General features: G+C 68.5%; 14 protein-coding genes. 10 read left to right on the top strand and 4 right to left on the bottom strand.

Annotation, left to right across the window (positions count from 1 at the left end; all coding sequences use genetic code 11):
* Positions 1-16: 16 nt before the first annotated feature.
* The 4 genes from ACSQ3O_RS15700 to ACSQ3O_RS15715 are packed head-to-tail and all read left to right on the top strand — an operon-like array spanning position 17 to position 4,849.
* The gene (locus ACSQ3O_RS15700; protein WP_436139565.1) at positions 17-1,450 is read left to right on the top strand and encodes a TolC family protein; all 1,434 of its coding nucleotides are present in this window, start codon (positions 17-19) and stop codon (positions 1,448-1,450) included.
* 11 nt (positions 1,451-1,461) lie between these two features.
* Entirely contained in the window at positions 1,462-2,466 is a 1,005-nt protein-coding gene (locus ACSQ3O_RS15705; protein ID WP_436139566.1) for an HlyD family secretion protein, read from the top strand.
* A 51-nt stretch (positions 2,467-2,517) separates the two neighbouring features.
* Positions 2,518-3,690 (top strand): ABC transporter permease, encoded by a 1,173-nt coding sequence (locus ACSQ3O_RS15710; protein ID WP_436139567.1) that lies wholly within the window; start codon positions 2,518-2,520, stop codon positions 3,688-3,690.
* Positions 3,691-3,703: 13 nt separating this feature from the next.
* Positions 3,704-4,849 (top strand): ABC transporter permease, encoded by a 1,146-nt coding sequence (locus ACSQ3O_RS15715; protein WP_436139568.1) that lies wholly within the window; start codon positions 3,704-3,706, stop codon positions 4,847-4,849.
* A 24-nt stretch (positions 4,850-4,873) separates the two neighbouring features.
* Here ACSQ3O_RS15715 and ACSQ3O_RS15720 read toward each other — a convergent pair whose 3' ends face one another.
* From ACSQ3O_RS15720 to ACSQ3O_RS15730, 3 genes are all read right to left on the bottom strand, one after another.
* Complete coding sequence (locus ACSQ3O_RS15720) at positions 4,874-5,899, bottom strand: MBL fold metallo-hydrolase (RefSeq protein WP_436139569.1); 1,026 nt, start codon at positions 5,897-5,899, stop codon at positions 4,874-4,876.
* On the bottom strand, positions 5,899-6,777 hold the full coding sequence (locus ACSQ3O_RS15725) for a bile acid:sodium symporter family protein (protein WP_436139570.1): 879 nt from the start codon (positions 6,775-6,777) through the stop codon (positions 5,899-5,901). Before ACSQ3O_RS15725 ends, ACSQ3O_RS15720 begins: the two co-directional genes overlap by 1 nt.
* 145 nt (positions 6,778-6,922) lie before the next feature.
* The gene (locus ACSQ3O_RS15730) at positions 6,923-7,447 is read right to left on the bottom strand and encodes a DUF962 domain-containing protein (RefSeq protein WP_436139571.1); all 525 of its coding nucleotides are present in this window, start codon (positions 7,445-7,447) and stop codon (positions 6,923-6,925) included.
* Between the two features lie 154 nt (positions 7,448-7,601).
* Between ACSQ3O_RS15730 and ACSQ3O_RS15735 the strand changes: the two genes are divergently transcribed.
* From ACSQ3O_RS15735 to ACSQ3O_RS15760, 6 genes are all read left to right on the top strand, one after another.
* Positions 7,602-8,306 carry a Crp/Fnr family transcriptional regulator gene (locus ACSQ3O_RS15735; RefSeq protein WP_436139572.1) on the top strand — a complete coding sequence of 235 codons (705 nt, stop codon included), beginning with the start codon at positions 7,602-7,604 and terminating at the stop codon, positions 8,304-8,306.
* 105 nt (positions 8,307-8,411) lie between these two features.
* The gene (locus ACSQ3O_RS15740; RefSeq protein ID WP_436139573.1) at positions 8,412-9,845 is read left to right on the top strand and encodes an aldehyde dehydrogenase family protein; all 1,434 of its coding nucleotides are present in this window, start codon (positions 8,412-8,414) and stop codon (positions 9,843-9,845) included.
* A 91-nt stretch (positions 9,846-9,936) separates the two neighbouring features.
* Positions 9,937-10,545 (top strand): DUF2889 domain-containing protein, encoded by a 609-nt coding sequence (locus tag ACSQ3O_RS15745; protein WP_436139574.1) that lies wholly within the window; start codon positions 9,937-9,939, stop codon positions 10,543-10,545.
* A 62-nt stretch (positions 10,546-10,607) separates the two neighbouring features.
* Positions 10,608-11,369: an SDR family oxidoreductase gene (locus tag ACSQ3O_RS15750; protein WP_436139575.1), complete on the top strand. Its 762-nt coding sequence runs from the start codon at positions 10,608-10,610 to the stop codon at positions 11,367-11,369.
* A 357-nt stretch (positions 11,370-11,726) separates the two neighbouring features.
* Entirely contained in the window at positions 11,727-12,728 is a 1,002-nt protein-coding gene (locus tag ACSQ3O_RS15755) for a hypothetical protein (RefSeq protein WP_436139576.1), read from the top strand.
* A complete protein-coding gene (locus ACSQ3O_RS15760; protein ID WP_436139577.1) occupies positions 12,725-13,408 on the top strand; it encodes a hypothetical protein in 684 nt (227 codons plus the stop codon). Before ACSQ3O_RS15755 ends, ACSQ3O_RS15760 begins: the two co-directional genes overlap by 4 nt.
* Positions 13,409-13,436: 28 nt before the next feature.
* Here ACSQ3O_RS15760 and ACSQ3O_RS15765 read toward each other — a convergent pair whose 3' ends face one another.
* Positions 13,437-14,291 (bottom strand): type IV pili methyl-accepting chemotaxis transducer N-terminal domain-containing protein, encoded by an 855-nt coding sequence (locus ACSQ3O_RS15765; RefSeq protein WP_436139578.1) that lies wholly within the window; start codon positions 14,289-14,291, stop codon positions 13,437-13,439.
* Positions 14,292-14,434: the final 143 nt, after the last annotated feature.

A 14,434-nucleotide genomic window follows, 5' to 3' on the forward strand; every position in this document is an offset into this window, starting at 1 on the left:
ACGACGACCTGACACCATGACGACGATCCCCACGCCCCGGCGCACCGGCCGGGCAGGCGAAGCTTTGCTGTGCCTGATTGCCTCTGCGCCGCTGGCGCTCTGCGCCCTGCCCGCCCAGGCAGAACCCCTGGCCTTTGACGCCGCGCAGCAGCAGCTGTTGCAGCGCTCGGACCAGCTCGCCGCATCACGCCACACGGTGGAAAGCGCCCAGTTGCGCCGCGACGCCCTGCAGCGCCTGGGCGGCCCGGTGGTCCACCTCAGCGGCGCGGCCTATGCCTACAACGCCAACTTGGACGTGGACCTGAACCCACTCAACCGCGTGCTGCCCGGCGTGCTGTCGCAGCTGCCGCCGCAGCTGGCAGCGCCACTGGCCCAACTGCCGCACCTGCCATCGAGCTACACGCTCAACCGCAGCAAAAGCGACACCACCTCGTCCGTCTCGGCGGTGTGGCCTATCTACATGGGCGGCGCCAGCAACGCTGCGCGTGGCCTGCTGGACGCACAAACCCAAGAGGCGCAGGCCGACGCCGCCAAGACCGGCCACGAAGCCACCACGCTGCTGGTGCAGCGCTACTTTGGCGCCCAGCTGGCCCAGCGCGCCGCTGTGCTGCGCGAGGCCGCCCTGGCCACCATCGAGCAGCACGATGCCGCCGCGCAGAAGATGCTGGATGCAGGCGTGATTGCCCGTGTGGAGCGCCTGCAGGCCCGCTCGGCCCTGGAAGAAGCCCGCCGCAACGCCCGCAAGGCCCGCGACGATGCCGAGCTGACCACCACCGCGCTCACCCGCACGCTCAAGGCCGCCGAGCAGGTCACGCCCACCAGCCCGCTGTTTGTGCTGGCTCAGCCGGTGGAACCCCTGCCCCACTTCATCGACACCGCACTGGCCCGCCACCCCGGGTTGGACAAGGTGGCCGCCAAGAAGGAACAGGCCACCCAGCTGCACGCCGCACAAGAGGCGCTGCGCAAGCCGCAGGTGTTCGCCTTCGGCCAGCGCCAGCTCAAGACGGGCAAGGAGGCCGACTGGGTGGCCGGCGTGGGGGTGCGCTGGACGCTGTGGGACGCCATCGACCGCAACACCCTCGCCGAGTCGTCCCAGCGCCAGATCGCGCAGGCCGAGCGCACCGGCGCCCAGGCGCAGAACGACATCGCCCTGCTGGTGGAAAAACGCTGGCTGGCCCTGGACCAGGCGCGCCGCGCCTACCTGGCGCTGCAGCCCGGCCTGGAGCTGGCCGATGAAGTGCTGCGCCTGCGCACGGCAGGCCTCAAGGCCGGCACCAGCACCACGCTGGACCTGATCGACGCGCAGGTGAACCAGGCCAAGGCCCAGACCGAACGCGCCCAGGCCGCACACGACTACGTGAAGGCACTGGCCGAGCTGCTGGAGAGCTGCGGCCTGTCGGAAGACTTTGGCAAATACATGGCGCGCGCCGATGCGGTGCGCGTGGAATGAATAGAGGCGGAATGAACATGAGCAAGAACAACAGCAAAAAGGCGGCCGTGATCGGCACCGTGGCCTTCGTGGCCGTGGCAGGCTTTGTGGGCTTTGGCCTGTGGAAGGCATCCCAGCCCGCGCCCGAGGTCTTCCAGGGCCAGATGGAGGCGCAAGAAGCCGACATCGCCCCCAAGGTCACGGCGCGCATCGCGCAGATCCTGGTGAAGGAAGGCGACCAGATCGCCGTGGGCGCGCCCCTGATCCGCATGGACAGCCCCGAGGTCAAGGCCAAGCTGGCACAGGCCACCGCCGCCCAGGAGGCCGCTCAGGCCGTGGCTGCCAAGGCCGAACATGGCGCCCGCCCGCAAGAGGTGGAGATGGCCCGCCTGAACTGGCAGCGCGCCGTGGCGGCGGCCGACCTGGCCGAAAGCTCCTTCAAGCGCGTGGATGGCCTGGCGCGCGACGGCCTGGTGGCCGCACAAAAACGCGATGAGGCCGAGGCCAACTTCAAGGCATCCCGCGACCAGGCGCTGGCCGCCAAGGCGCAGTACGAGCTGGCCCGCGCCGGTGCCCGCACCGAAGACCGCTCGGCCGCCAGCGCCCAGGCGCGCCAGGTGGCTGGCGTCGTGGCCGAGGTGCAGGCCGCGCAGGCCGAAACCGAACTCAAGAGCCCCGTGGCAGGCGAAGTGGCCAAGGTGCTGGCCCGCACCGGCGAGCTGTCGCCGCAGGGTGTGGCCGTGGTCACGGTGGTGGACCTGAAGGACCAGTGGGTGGTGCTGAACGTGCGCGAAGACCGCCTGCAGCGCTTTGCCATCGGCAATGAATTTGAAGCCACCTTGCCCGCCCTTCACGGAAAGGACGGCAACCAAGCAGTGAAGTTCAAGGTCTACCACACGGGGGCCCTGCCCGACTTCGCCACCTGGCGCGCCACGCGTGCGGGCCAGGGCTTTGACGCCCGCACCTTCGAAGTGCGCGCCCGGCCCGCCGCCCCCATCGAGGGTGCGCGCCCCGGCATGACGGTGCTTGTGCGCTGAAATTTTGAATAAAAAGTGCCTTCTGCGCGCGACCATCAAGCGCAAGTAGCTATGAATTCAATAGTAAACAGCTTCCGCCGCGAAGTGCACCGCCTGCGGGCCGACCCGTGGGACCTCGCCATGGTCACCTGGGTGCCCTTGCTGGCCGTGGCGCTTTTGTGGTGGATCTTCTCGGCCGGGTTGCCGCGCCACCTGGCCGTGGGCGTGGTCGATGAAGACCACTCCAGCCTGTCGCGCCAGCTGGTGCGCATGCTGGACGCCACACCCGGCGTGCAGATCACCCAGCACTACGCCAACACCGCCGAGGCCGAGCATGCCTTGCGCACCGTGCAGGTCTACGCAGTGGTCACCATCCCCCGCGACTTTGCGCGCACTGTGAAGCAGGGCCGCGCAGCCCAGGTCACACTGCTGCACAACGCCCAGCTGGGCACCCATTCGGGCCTGCTGCAGCGCGACGTGCGCACCGCTGTGGGCACGCTGTCCGCAGGTATCGAGATGGCCGCGCGTAACAAGCGCGGCGAAAGCGCGCAGGCCGTGCACGTGAGCATGGAGCCCATCCACTCGCAGATGGTGGCGCTGTTCAATGTGTCGAGCAACTACGAGCAGTTTCTGGGCGCGGCGCTTATCCCCGCGCTGCTGCACATCCTGGCCATGACGGCGGGCGCCTGGACGGTGGGCCGCGAGCTGCGCGACCGCACGCTGGGCGAGTGGCTGGGCGCGGGGGGCCTGCGCCCCACGGCGGGATCACTCATTGGCAAGCTGGCCGGGCCCTGGCTGTCGCTCACACTCGTCGGCCTGCTGGCGCTGGTGGGCATCACCTGGGGCCGGGGCTGGCACCCGCCGGGCAACCTGGCCTGGGTGGCCGGTGCGCTGGCGCTGCTGATGGCCGTGTCGCTCACAGCGGGCGCGGCCCTGGCGGCGCTCACACGCTCGCTGCGCACCGCGCTCTCGGGCGCGGGCTTTTTCGCGGCGCCCGCGTTTGCCTTCAGCGGCGTGGCGTTTCCGCTGGCAGGCATGCCCGCCAGCGCCCGCGCCTGGGCCGAGGCCATGCCCTTCACGCACTACATCCGCCTGCAGATCGAGCAGTTGCAGATGGGTGCACCGCTGGCCACCAGCGTGCCCACCATGGTGGGCCTGCTGGCGGCCACCGGCATGCTCTGGCTGGTGGCGGCCGTGGGCCTGCACCTGGCCGCCCGCCAACCTGCAACCTGGGGAAGCCGCTGATATGGACACCCACATGAAACCGGCCCCGCGCGGCCTGCTGCACGCCTGGCTGCTCGCTCTTGCCACCGTCGCCCGCGACAAGGGGGTGCTGCTGCTGTTGGTCGGCGCCCCCGTGCTTTACGGCTTCTTTTACCCGTGGTTCTATGCCGACGAGGTGCTCACCCGCGTGCCCGTGGCCGTGGTGGACATGGACCACAGCAGCCTCTCGCGCCAGATCACCCGCTTTGCCGACGCCGACCCGCGCATCGAGGTGCGCCTGGTCACGGGCAGCGAACATGAAGCGCAGCAGGCCCTGTGGCGCGGCGAGATCGAGGGCTATGCGGTGATCCCCGCGAACCTCAAACGCAGCGTGGTGCGCGGCGAAAACGCCGTGGTCAGCATCCAGGCCAACGGCGCCTATGCGCTGCTCAACAAGGCGGTTCAGTTCGGCTTTGCCGAGGCGGTGGGCACCGTGTCCGCCGGGGTCGAGATCAAGAAGCTGCAGGCCAGTGGCCAAAGCGCGCAGCAAGCCCACGCGAGCCGTGCCCCGGTGCAGTTGCAGATGGTGGCGCTGTTCAACCCCATCGAGGGCTATGGCAGCTTTGTGGTGCCCGCCGTGGCGCTCCTGATCCTGCAGCAGACACTGCTCATGGGCGCAGCCCTGCTCGCGGGCACCTGGGTGGAGGCCGGCCAGCACCGCGCCAGCGCCACCACCTGGCTGGGCCGTCTGCTGGCACTGAGCACGCTGGGCTGGGCCAGCGGCCTGTTCTACTTCGGCTGGATTTTTGTGCTGCACGACTACCCGCGCGGCGGCAACCCACTGGGCGCGCTGGCCCTGCTGGCCTGCTACGTGCCCACCATCGCCGCGCTGGGCTCGCTGCTGGGCCTGTGGTTCGGCAACCGCGAACGCGCGCTGCAGGTGCTGCTGTTCACCACCCTGCCCATCGCGTTTGTGGCCGGTTTCTCCTGGCCCGTAGAGGCCCTGCCCGAGCCCCTGCAGTGGCTGCGCTGGCTGCTCCCCAGCACCTCGGGCGTACAGGCGTCGCTGCGGCTCAACCAGTTGGGGGCACCGCTGGATGCGGCCCTGTCCTACCTGTGGACGCTCGTGGCCCTGGGCGCCGTGTGCACGGCGGCCGTGTTGTACAAGGCTCGGCCACTGGCCCGCGCGCAGACGTCCTGAGAATCCAGCGCCGCCCAGCCCCATTCACCGGCGCGCAGGCAGCCCGGCCCACACATCCATGGCCTGCCATTCCAGCGGCAAGCGCACGTCCACGCCTTCGCGTGCGCCACGGTCGCGCAGGTAGGCCATCGATGCGTCAAAGTCGTCGAGCGGTGGTGGCATGGGCACCATGGGCTGGCCCGGGGATTGCCAGAAGTCGTCCCAGTGGATGGGAATGACACGCCGGGCCCCCACGGCGGCGACCACTTCGGTCCACAGCGCATCGCGGTAGCTCTCGGGCCGGGGGCCCAGGGCGCCGATGCCCTGCAGCACCACCTCGGCCTGCACACCGCGCAGGGCGCCGGGCTCGAAGCCTGCGCTGCCCACGATGAGCAGCGTGCGGCCGCCATGCGCCACATGCAGCGCGTAGCTCTGGCCTTCCTTGTACTCGCTGGCGCGCACGGGCGGGCGCAGCGGTGCGGTGATCTCGCCGCCCGTAAAACCCGTGGGCGCATGGCGGCTGGGGTACAGCGTGACTGTGAAGCGGCCAAACTGCTGCGGCTCGCCGAGCCGTGCCACGCGGATCTGCGACTCGGCCAGGCCCGCGCCGCGCCCCACGTTGGCGGTGGACTCGGAGCCCAGCAGCAGTGCCCCCGTGCGGCGGGCGACCTCGGGGGCGTCCATCGCATGGTCGTAGTGCGAATGCACCGGGATCACCGCTGCCAGCTTGCCTACCCCACCCGGAACACCCGCGCGCTGCAACCCCTGGGTGATGGCCTGAATGTCCGGCTCCACCTGGCCCAGAAAGGTCTGCAGCTTGCCGGGGCGCGAGAAGAACCCGTCCGTCATCAGCGCTGTCTCGCCATCGTCCAGCAGCACGGTGGACACGCCGAGAAACGTCACCTTGAGGCTCGATGCCGCCTCACCACCGCCGGGAGCCTGCCACCGCAGATCGGCATAGGGCTGCAGCGAAGGGTGCTGCTGCAGGGCCCAGGCCAGCGCGCCCAGCGCCAATAGCACCAGCAGGGCCAGCGCCCACAACGCCCTCTTCACCCCCACGGCGCGCCGCATCACGCGACCCGGGCTTCGTCCACGCCCTTGCGGCGCAGCACCAGCGTGCCAAACAGCGTGGCCATGAGGTACATGCTGACGGAGTAGATGGCTGCGGGCAGCGCCAGCTGGAAGTTGTCCAGCACCGACAGCGCGATGAAGATGGCGAGCGTGGAGTTGTGGATACCGATCTCGAAGCTGATGGCGGTGGCCATGGACTTGTCCAGCCCCGCCGCCCGCGAAAGGTAATAGCCCGATGCCAGGCTGATGGCGTTGAACAGCAGCACCGCCGGGCCGATGCCCGCGAAGGATTCGACCAGCGCCGTCCATTCCTTGGCAATCGCGATCAGTGCAAAAGCCGCCAGCACCACGGCGCTGAAGATCTTCATGGGCTTTTCCATGCGCGCGCTGAACGAAGGCACGCGGCGGTGCACCCCCATGCCCAGCACCACGGGCACCAGCACGATGACGATCACCTCCACCACCTTGCCAAACTGTAGCGGCACCACCTGGCCCGTGTGCGCAAAGGTGCTGATGGCCCAGTTGGTGATGAGCGGCAGGCTGATGATCGACAGCACCGTGTTGATGGCGGTGAGCGAGATGTTCATCGCCACATTGCCGCCAAACAGGTGGCTGAACAGATTGGCCGACACCCCGCCGGGCGAGGCCGCCAGCAGCATCAGCCCCACGGCATACAGCGGCGCCACACCCAGCAGCGCGATGAGCGCATAGCAGGCCGCGGGCAGCACCAGCACCTGCAGCACCAGGGCCAGCACCACCGCGCGCGGGTGCTGCAGCAGGCGCGTGAAATCACCCACCGTGAGCGACAGGCCCAGGCCAAACATGACAAGGCCCAGCGCAATGAACAGCAGCGTGGGCAGGATGGATACAAAACTCATGGGACATCACACGCGGCCTCGGCAGCCGCGCTCCGTTATAGGGGTAAGGACGGCAGAGCCAGGGGCTGCCGCGCAGCGAGGGACCAGGCGGCGCAGATCCACCGCAGCGGCAAGGGCAGAAAGAAGGGCGTAAGGCCCTGAGCGCTCAGGCAGCAGCCTGGCCTGTGCGCAAGCGCACCGGGCCGCTGCGCGCTTCGATGGCGGCCTGCACCTCCTTGCGCAGGCCCAGCGCAAAGGCCCACTCGGCCACCACAAACAGCGGGCCGACGATAAGGCCCACCAGGTCGTCCACAAACGCGGGCTTGCGGCCTTCGTAGTAGTGGCCCACAAACTGGATCACCCAGCCCACGGCAAACAGGCCGATGCCCGTGGCCAGCCACACGGTCAGGGTCTGTGCGGCCACCCATTGCCCGCCCACCAGCATGGCGGCCAGCAGCGCCGCCATGGCCAGGCCAAAACGCGTGTCCAGCCGGAAGTAGAAAACGCTGGCGGCCAGCGCAGCCAGCAGCGCCGGGGTCAGCGGCAGCTCGCCCACCATCCAGGTCGGGCGCGACAGCAGGATGACCACCGCAAACATGATCATCGGCACACCCACAAAATGGGTGTGGATGTTGCGTGGATCGCGGTGGTAGTCGGCGTACTGCGCCAGATGGTCGATCAGGGTTTTCATGGGTGTCTCCGGCTATTGTTTTGAGCAGCATCAATACTCGCCCCGGGGCCCTGCCAGCGTCTGTCGTGCAGACGACAAAAAGACACACTCCTGCCCCCACGCCCGGGTGCTTCGCCCCCACGCTCGACACTTCACCCGCGCCGCTCCTCACCGCATGACCGACCCCACTGCCTACCTGCCCGTCCTCCAGTCCGGCCGCTGGTTTGCCCACCTGCCGCCCGACTTTGCCCAGCCGCTGATCGCCATGGCCCACCTGCGCCAGTTGCAGGCGGGTGAAGTGCTTTTCTTGCGCGGCGATGCGCCCTGTGGGCTGTATGCAGTGGTGCGCGGGGCGATCAGCATCTCGGGCACAGGCGGGCGGGCCCAGGAGGCGCGCTCGGCACTGCTCACGCGGCTGGAGCCGCCGCACTGGTTTGGCGAGATCTCGGTATTTGACGGCTCAGCCCGCACACACGATGCCCATGCGGCGGAGGCCAGCACGCTGGTGCAGGTGCCCCATGAGCGGCTGCAGGCCTGGCTGCAGGCGCACCCGACACACTGGCATGCGCTGGCGCTGCTGTTGACCGACAAGCTGCGCACCGCCTTCGTGGCCATCGAGGAGCTGGCCCTGCTGCCCGCGCCGCAGCGCCTGGCGCGCCGCCTGGTGATGATGGCCGAGGGTTATGGCCAGTGGAATGCCGAGGGCCAGTCGCGCCGCGTGATCGGCATCTCGCAGGAACAGCTGTCGCTGATGCTGGCCATCTCGCGCCAGACCACCAACCAGATCCTCAAAGACCTGGAGGCGCGTCACCTGGTGCGGGTGCAGCGCGGCGAGGTCGAAATCCTGGACCTGGCGGCCCTGCGCGCGTCCTGCTACTGAAAACACTATCAAAACAATAGCTATATTCGCTTGATGGTCGCGCGGAAACGGCACTTTTCATTCAAATACTAAGCACACATTCCATTTCCGGGCACAATCACGACCATGCAACTGAACTACATCGCCAACGCCTCGGTGCCGTCCGCCTCGGGCCGCACGATCCCCGTGATCGATCCGTCGGACGGCCAACCCTTCGACGAGATCCAGCGCAGCAACGCCGACGACATCGACGCGGCAGTGCATGCGGCCCGCCAGTGCTACAACGCGGTGTGGCAAAAGCTGGCCCCGGTGGAGCGCGGCCGCCTGCTGCAAAAGCTCTCGGCCAAGATCCTGGAGCATGCGGACGAGCTGACGGCACTGGAGCAGCGCGACTGCGGCAAGCCCACCAAGCAGGCGCGGGCCGACGCGATCGCGCTGGCGCGCTACTTCGAGTTCTATGCCGGTGCGTGCGACAAGTTCCACGGCGAGACCATCCCCTACCCCGACGGCTACAGCGTGCTGACCTGGCGCGAGCCCCATGGCGTCACGGGCCACGTCATCCCCTGGAACTACCCCATGCAGATCTTTGGCCGCAGCGTAGGCGGCGCGCTGGCGGCGGGTAATGTGTGCGTGGTCAAGCCGGCCGAAGACGCCTGCCTGTCGCTGATCCGCGTGGCGCAGCTGGCGGCCGAGGTGGGCTTCCCGTCCGGCGCGCTGAACATCGTCACCGGCTACGGCCACGAGGTGGGCGATGCGCTGGCGCGCCACCCCGGCATCGACCACATCAGCTTCACCGGCAGCCCCAAGATCGGCACGCTGATCCAGCAGGTGGCCGCAGAGCGCCACTGCCCCGTGACGCTGGAACTGGGCGGCAAAAGCCCGCAGATCATCTTTGCCGACGCCGACCTGGACGCCGCCATCCCCGTGGTCATCAACGCCATCGTGCAGAACGCGGGGCAGACCTGCTCGGCCGGCTCGCGCGTGCTGATCGATTCGCTGATTTACGAACCGCTGCTGGAGCGCCTGGGCAAGGCGTTTGAACAGCTGCGCGTCGGCCCTGCGGCCATGGACCTGGATGTGGGTCCGCTGATCCGCCAGACGCAGCAGCAGCGCGTGTGGGACTTCCTCTCCGACGCGCAAGTGGCGGGCATCCCCATGGTGGCCCAGGGCATCGTGGTGCCCGATGCCCCCGACACCGGCTACTACCAGGCGCCCGTGCTGCTGCGCGACGTGCCGGTGAACCACCGCCTGGCCCAGGAAGAGGTCTTCGGCCCCGTGCTGTCGGCCATGGCCTTTCAGGACGAAGACCACGCGGTGGAGCTGGCCAACGCCACACAGTTCGGCCTGGTCGCGGGCATCTGGACGCGCGACGGCGCGCGTCAGTTCCGCATGGCCAAGCGGGTGCACAGTGGGCAGGTGTTCATCAACAACTATGGCGCGGCCGGTGGTGTGGAGCTGCCGTTTGGCGGCGTCAAGTCGAGCGGCTACGGGCGCGAAAAGGGCTTTGAGGCGCTGTACGGCTTCACCACCTTGAAGACGGTGGCCATCAAGTACGGTTGAAGAAGCATTGCAGGGTGTCTCGCCCGCGCGCGACGGCGCGGGCGGCCCCCGCTAACCTTGGCTGCTTCTGCACGACGATTTTTCTTTTGCCATGCCCCTGAGTCCTCCCGCCCCCCGCACCCTGAAGCATGTTCGCCGGGTCAACTACCAGGGCTTTGAACGCGACGACGGCCTGTGGGACATCGAAGGCGAGCTGCATGACAGCAAGGCCTACGACGCCACCTCCTTTCGCGACCCCGACAAGCAGCGCCTGGCGGGCGAGGCCATCCACCACATGTGGCTGCGCGTGACCGTGAACCGCCAGCTGGTGGTGCAGGCGGTGGATGTGTCCATGGACTCGCACCCACTCAAGGGCTGCAATGAGGCCCAGGCCGCACTGCAGCACATGGTGGGCTGCAGCATGGCGCGCGGCTGGCGCCAGGCCATCCAGAAGCACCTGGGCGGGGTGGCCAGTTGCACCCATTTGCGCGAGCTGCTGTTCAACCTGGCGACAGCGGCCTTCCAGTCGGTGCCTGCAGTGTTTTCGTCTACCAACCCGGATGAGCCGCCGCGCCACCTGGGCCAGTGCACGGGCTGGGACTTCAACGGCAACGGCGTGAAGGAATACTTTCCGCAGTTTTATGGCCGGGAGCCCAAAGCCCCCGTGTCACCGTCGGCCACCGCGTCTGAAAATCAAGCCCCATTGGGCTCTGGCGCCTGATAGGCAAGCGCTAGCAGCTATCATTTTTGAAAAATCTCACCTCAACCTATCGGAGACCCCTCATGCGCGTGCAGAACAAATCCATCATCGTCACCGGCGCAGGCAACGGCATCGGCGAGGGCATTGCCAAGCGCCTGGCGGCCGAGGGCGGCCAGGTCATCGTGAACGACATCAACGAAGCCGGTGGCCAACGCGTGGTGGCCGAGATCACCGCCGCTGGCGGCAAAGCCGCCTTCTTCAAGGCCGACGTGACGAATTCCGCCCAGGTCAAGGCGATGGTGGATGAGGCCGTGCGCCTGTACGGCCGCCTGGACGTGGTGGTGAACAACGCGGGCTGGACGCACCGCAACCGCCCCATGCTCGAAGTGAGCGAGGAAGAGTTCGACAAGGTCTATGCCATCAACATGAAGAGCATCTACCTGAGCGCCATCCACGCCGTGCCTGCATTGCGCCAGGCCGGTGGCGGCAGCATCATCAACATCGCCTCCACCGCCGGGTTGCGCCCCCGCCCGGGCCTCACCTGGTACAACGGCTCCAAGGGCGCCGTCATCATCACCAGCAAGTCCATGGCCGCCGAGCTGGGCCCCGACAACATCCGCGTGAACTGCATCAACCCCGTGTTCAACCCTGACACGGGCTTGGCTGCCGAGTTTGCAGGCGGCCCAGTGGACGATGCGCGCCGCGCCAAGTTCCTGGCCACCATTCCGCTGGGCCGCTTCTCCACCGCGCTCGACGTGGCCAACGCGGCGCTGTACCTGGCGAGCGACGAGGCATCGTTCATCAGCGGCGTGTGCATCGAGGTGGATGGCGGGCGCTGCGTGTAAGCAAGCGCCCCGGCGCGCTGGCAAGCCACCACCACATCTCGTTGCGCCCCAATCCGCACCAAGGTAGTGCGGATTGATTTGACGGTCTTGGCCCTGCTGCCTATAGTGCCGCCGATGTTTGCGAGCCAGCCCCACACCACAGCCGCCAGCGCCACCGCGCCGCTGCGCCGTGGCGCGCGCTCGCAGGCCACGCTCCAGGCCGGTGACCGCGCTCTCTGCACCCTTGCTGCAGATTCCTGAGCCCGGCGACCCCCCCTCCTCTCCGCATTCTTTTCGCGCACCTCCTGTCGCCGGGCCCCTCGCCCAGCGCCAGCTTGCGCCTTGGCCACGGCCGGGGCGCGGAAGTCAGGAGTGTCCATGCCCCCGTTCCCTTCGGGCGAGATTTCGCTCGCCCCGTGCGCGCCCGCGCACCCACTTGCTGCCCCTGCGCTCGCGCGCGAGGGTTCTGTCGATCAGGCCGTGGCCCAAGCAGCCGCCACCGCCGACATCACCCGGCAATTCATCCGTGCCAAGCAGCCCTGCACCGACGGCTACCGCTGGTACCTGCGCCGCCAGGAAGGCGCCAGCAACTACCAGGCGCTGCTGGACGACCTGGTGCGCGAGGGCCGCGTGGAAGACGCGTGCTGGATGCTGGACCAGTTCGGCCCCACCAACGATGTGCTGGAGGTGGACCACCTGGAGGCCGACGCACTGGTGTTCGCAGGCAGCGTGCACTGCCGGGGCAGCGCGGACGTGGACGGTGTGCTGCGCACCGGCCGCAGCCTCAGTGTGCAGGGCGGCCTGCGGGTGGGCGGTGCACTGCGCGTGGGCGAAGACCTGCGCGTGGCGGGCGCGGTGCGCTGCGAGGGAAGCGCGCGGCTGCAGGGCGATGTGCGCGTGGGCTGGTCGCTGACCGTGGCGCAGCGCCTGCAATGCACGGGCAGCCTGCGCGTGGGCGGAGAGCTGGACTGCGGCGCCGCCGCCCAGATCGGCGGCCACTGCCGGGTGGCCCAGGATCTGCGCGTGGTGGGCGACCTCGGCTGCGAAGGCGGCATCAAGGTGGGTGGCCACCTGCACGCAGACGCTGCCCTGCAGGCCGCCCGGGGCCTGTGGGTGATGGGCGGCGTGGACTGCAAGGGCCACCTGCAGGTGGGCTGGGGGGTGCGGGCCGGTGGGCACATCCACGCCGGTGGCGCCATCCGCGCGGGCGAGAGCCTGTGGGCAGGCGACACGATTGCCGCGGGCGAGGCTTATGGGGTGTATGCGGGCCTGGTTGTGCCCTTGCCCGACTGGCCCCACAGTGCCCAGGTCTGCGCCCGCGAACAACCCGCGCGCCTATTGAGCGGCTGCTGGGCTGGCGGCCTGGGGAACACGCCATGACGGCCAGCACCTTCTGCCTGCACCTGCCGGGCCATGCCACCGCCACCACCAAGGCACAGGCCAGCCCAGGCCTGTTGGGCCGCTGGGCCCAGTGGCTGACCGAGCTGCGCATCGACTTGGACCTGTCGGGCCGCGACATCCAGCGCGAGTTCGATGCACTGCACGACCGCATCCGCACCAACCACCGCACACGCGATGCGATGCAGCCACTGCCCTTGCATCTGCACGGGCTGGTGTTTCGCCTGCGCGAGGCCGATGGCGAATATTTTGTGTATGCCATCGACCCGCAACGCAACCGCATCGTGGCCTACACCGTGTTCAACCGGCTGGTAGAGGTGGACCGGCGCACCGACCGCCACCTGCGCGCCCCCCACACCAAGGTGGCGCACGGCTACCGGCGCATGGGCATCGCGTCGGCCATCTACCGCTGGTGGCTGGACTCGGGCCGTTGCCTCATGACCGGGGCACGCCAGTCTGCCGGTGCCCACGGCCTGTGGATGGCCCTGGCGCGCGACTACGAGCTGGCAGCGGTGCGCATCGATGCAAACAAGCGTGTGCAGCAGTTGCAAATGCCCCCGCCGCCAGGATTTTTTGACGCGCTGGACACGCGGCTGGTGCTGGTGGGGCGCGATTGCCGCTTGGCGGACTTCACGCAGCCCGCTGCCTGCAACGTCCGGTGACCCGATGGGCAGAACCGCGAGCAGCCGATCAGCCCAGCACCTCGCGCAGGGCGACTTCGTACAGGTTGGTGAGCTTGTCCATCACACCCAGCAGGCGTTCACTGGTCGTTGCCACCGCGTTGAGCCCTGCGTCATCGGCCGGGCGGCGCAGCGCCGAGTCAAAGAACAGCCACTGCGAGTCGGCCAGCTCCAGCTCGCTGCGGATGGCGGGCGTGGACACGGGCGCGGCCTTGAGCGTCTGCAGCGCCTGGCGAAAGTCGGCCGCGTCGGCCGCCAGCTGCGCCTGCACCACCTTGGAATCCACCTTGGCAGCGCTCAAGAAGTAGTTTTTGGCCAGGCGCTGCGATAGCATGCGCTGGCGGCCCGCCAGGTTCACCAGCCGAGCGCTGGGCGCCTGCGCCAGTTTCTCGATCGATTCGGTCACGGTCTGGGCGATCAGCAGGGTGCGGTCGGCCTGGTCGGAGGCGGCCACCACCAGCGCGGTCTGGGTGGGCGGTGTGGCCGTCAGCTGGTTGAGCAAGGCAAACTGCTTTTGCACTTCTTCCAGCTGGCGCCCCACATCGGCGGGCCAGCGCCCGGTCTGCATGCCCCGGGCGAGCTCGCTGTTGCCGGTCAGCACCATCTTGCGCGCCAGCCCCAGCACATCCACCGCCGCGCCGGGCAGCACCTGCAGGTACTGCTGGCAATAGGCCTTGGCCATGCGCTGCGACAGCGCCCGGAACCAGCCCGCGTAGTTGATGGCGCCCGACAGCCCCATCTGCGCCTGGGCCCCAGTCGCCCATGTGGCCCAAGTGGGCAACAACACCCCTGCCGCCACCCACTGAACCACCGCCCGGCGCTGGCATGGCATGGCTTCGGCAACACATTCGCGCGTCAACAGCATGGAAGTCCCCTTGAAATCGGATGGGCGAATTGTTGCAACGCAACATCCAGAACGCCCTGCGCCATGTCAAAGGTGTGCCACACCGCCGCCCTGGCAAAACTTGACCGCGATCAACTCCACGCGCAGGGGCTTGCCCCCGGCGC

The sequence above is a fragment of the Acidovorax sp. LjRoot74 genome (assembly GCF_964254355.1).
In the GTDB taxonomy this organism is placed as follows: Bacteria; Pseudomonadota; Gammaproteobacteria; order Burkholderiales; family Burkholderiaceae_C; genus Acidovorax.

Coding starts and splice junctions, on each gene's coding strand:
- ACSQ3O_RS15700 (WP_436139565.1), top strand. CDS start 17: ATGACGACGATCCCCACGCCCCGGCGCACCGGCCGGGCAGGCGAAGCT.
- ACSQ3O_RS15705 (WP_436139566.1), top strand. CDS start 1,462: ATGAACATGAGCAAGAACAACAGCAAAAAGGCGGCCGTGATCGGCACC.
- ACSQ3O_RS15710 (WP_436139567.1), top strand. CDS start 2,518: ATGAATTCAATAGTAAACAGCTTCCGCCGCGAAGTGCACCGCCTGCGG.
- ACSQ3O_RS15715 (WP_436139568.1), top strand. CDS start 3,704: ATGAAACCGGCCCCGCGCGGCCTGCTGCACGCCTGGCTGCTCGCTCTT.
- ACSQ3O_RS15720 (WP_436139569.1), bottom strand. CDS start 5,899: ATGCGGCGCGCCGTGGGGGTGAAGAGGGCGTTGTGGGCGCTGGCCCTG.
- ACSQ3O_RS15725 (WP_436139570.1), bottom strand. CDS start 6,777: ATGAGTTTTGTATCCATCCTGCCCACGCTGCTGTTCATTGCGCTGGGC.
- ACSQ3O_RS15730 (WP_436139571.1), bottom strand. CDS start 7,447: ATGAAAACCCTGATCGACCATCTGGCGCAGTACGCCGACTACCACCGC.
- ACSQ3O_RS15735 (WP_436139572.1), top strand. CDS start 7,602: ATGACCGACCCCACTGCCTACCTGCCCGTCCTCCAGTCCGGCCGCTGG.
- ACSQ3O_RS15740 (WP_436139573.1), top strand. CDS start 8,412: ATGCAACTGAACTACATCGCCAACGCCTCGGTGCCGTCCGCCTCGGGC.
- ACSQ3O_RS15745 (WP_436139574.1), top strand. CDS start 9,937: ATGCCCCTGAGTCCTCCCGCCCCCCGCACCCTGAAGCATGTTCGCCGG.
- ACSQ3O_RS15750 (WP_436139575.1), top strand. CDS start 10,608: ATGCGCGTGCAGAACAAATCCATCATCGTCACCGGCGCAGGCAACGGC.
- ACSQ3O_RS15755 (WP_436139576.1), top strand. CDS start 11,727: ATGCCCCCGTTCCCTTCGGGCGAGATTTCGCTCGCCCCGTGCGCGCCC.
- ACSQ3O_RS15760 (WP_436139577.1), top strand. CDS start 12,725: ATGACGGCCAGCACCTTCTGCCTGCACCTGCCGGGCCATGCCACCGCC.
- ACSQ3O_RS15765 (WP_436139578.1), bottom strand. CDS start 14,291: ATGCTGTTGACGCGCGAATGTGTTGCCGAAGCCATGCCATGCCAGCGC.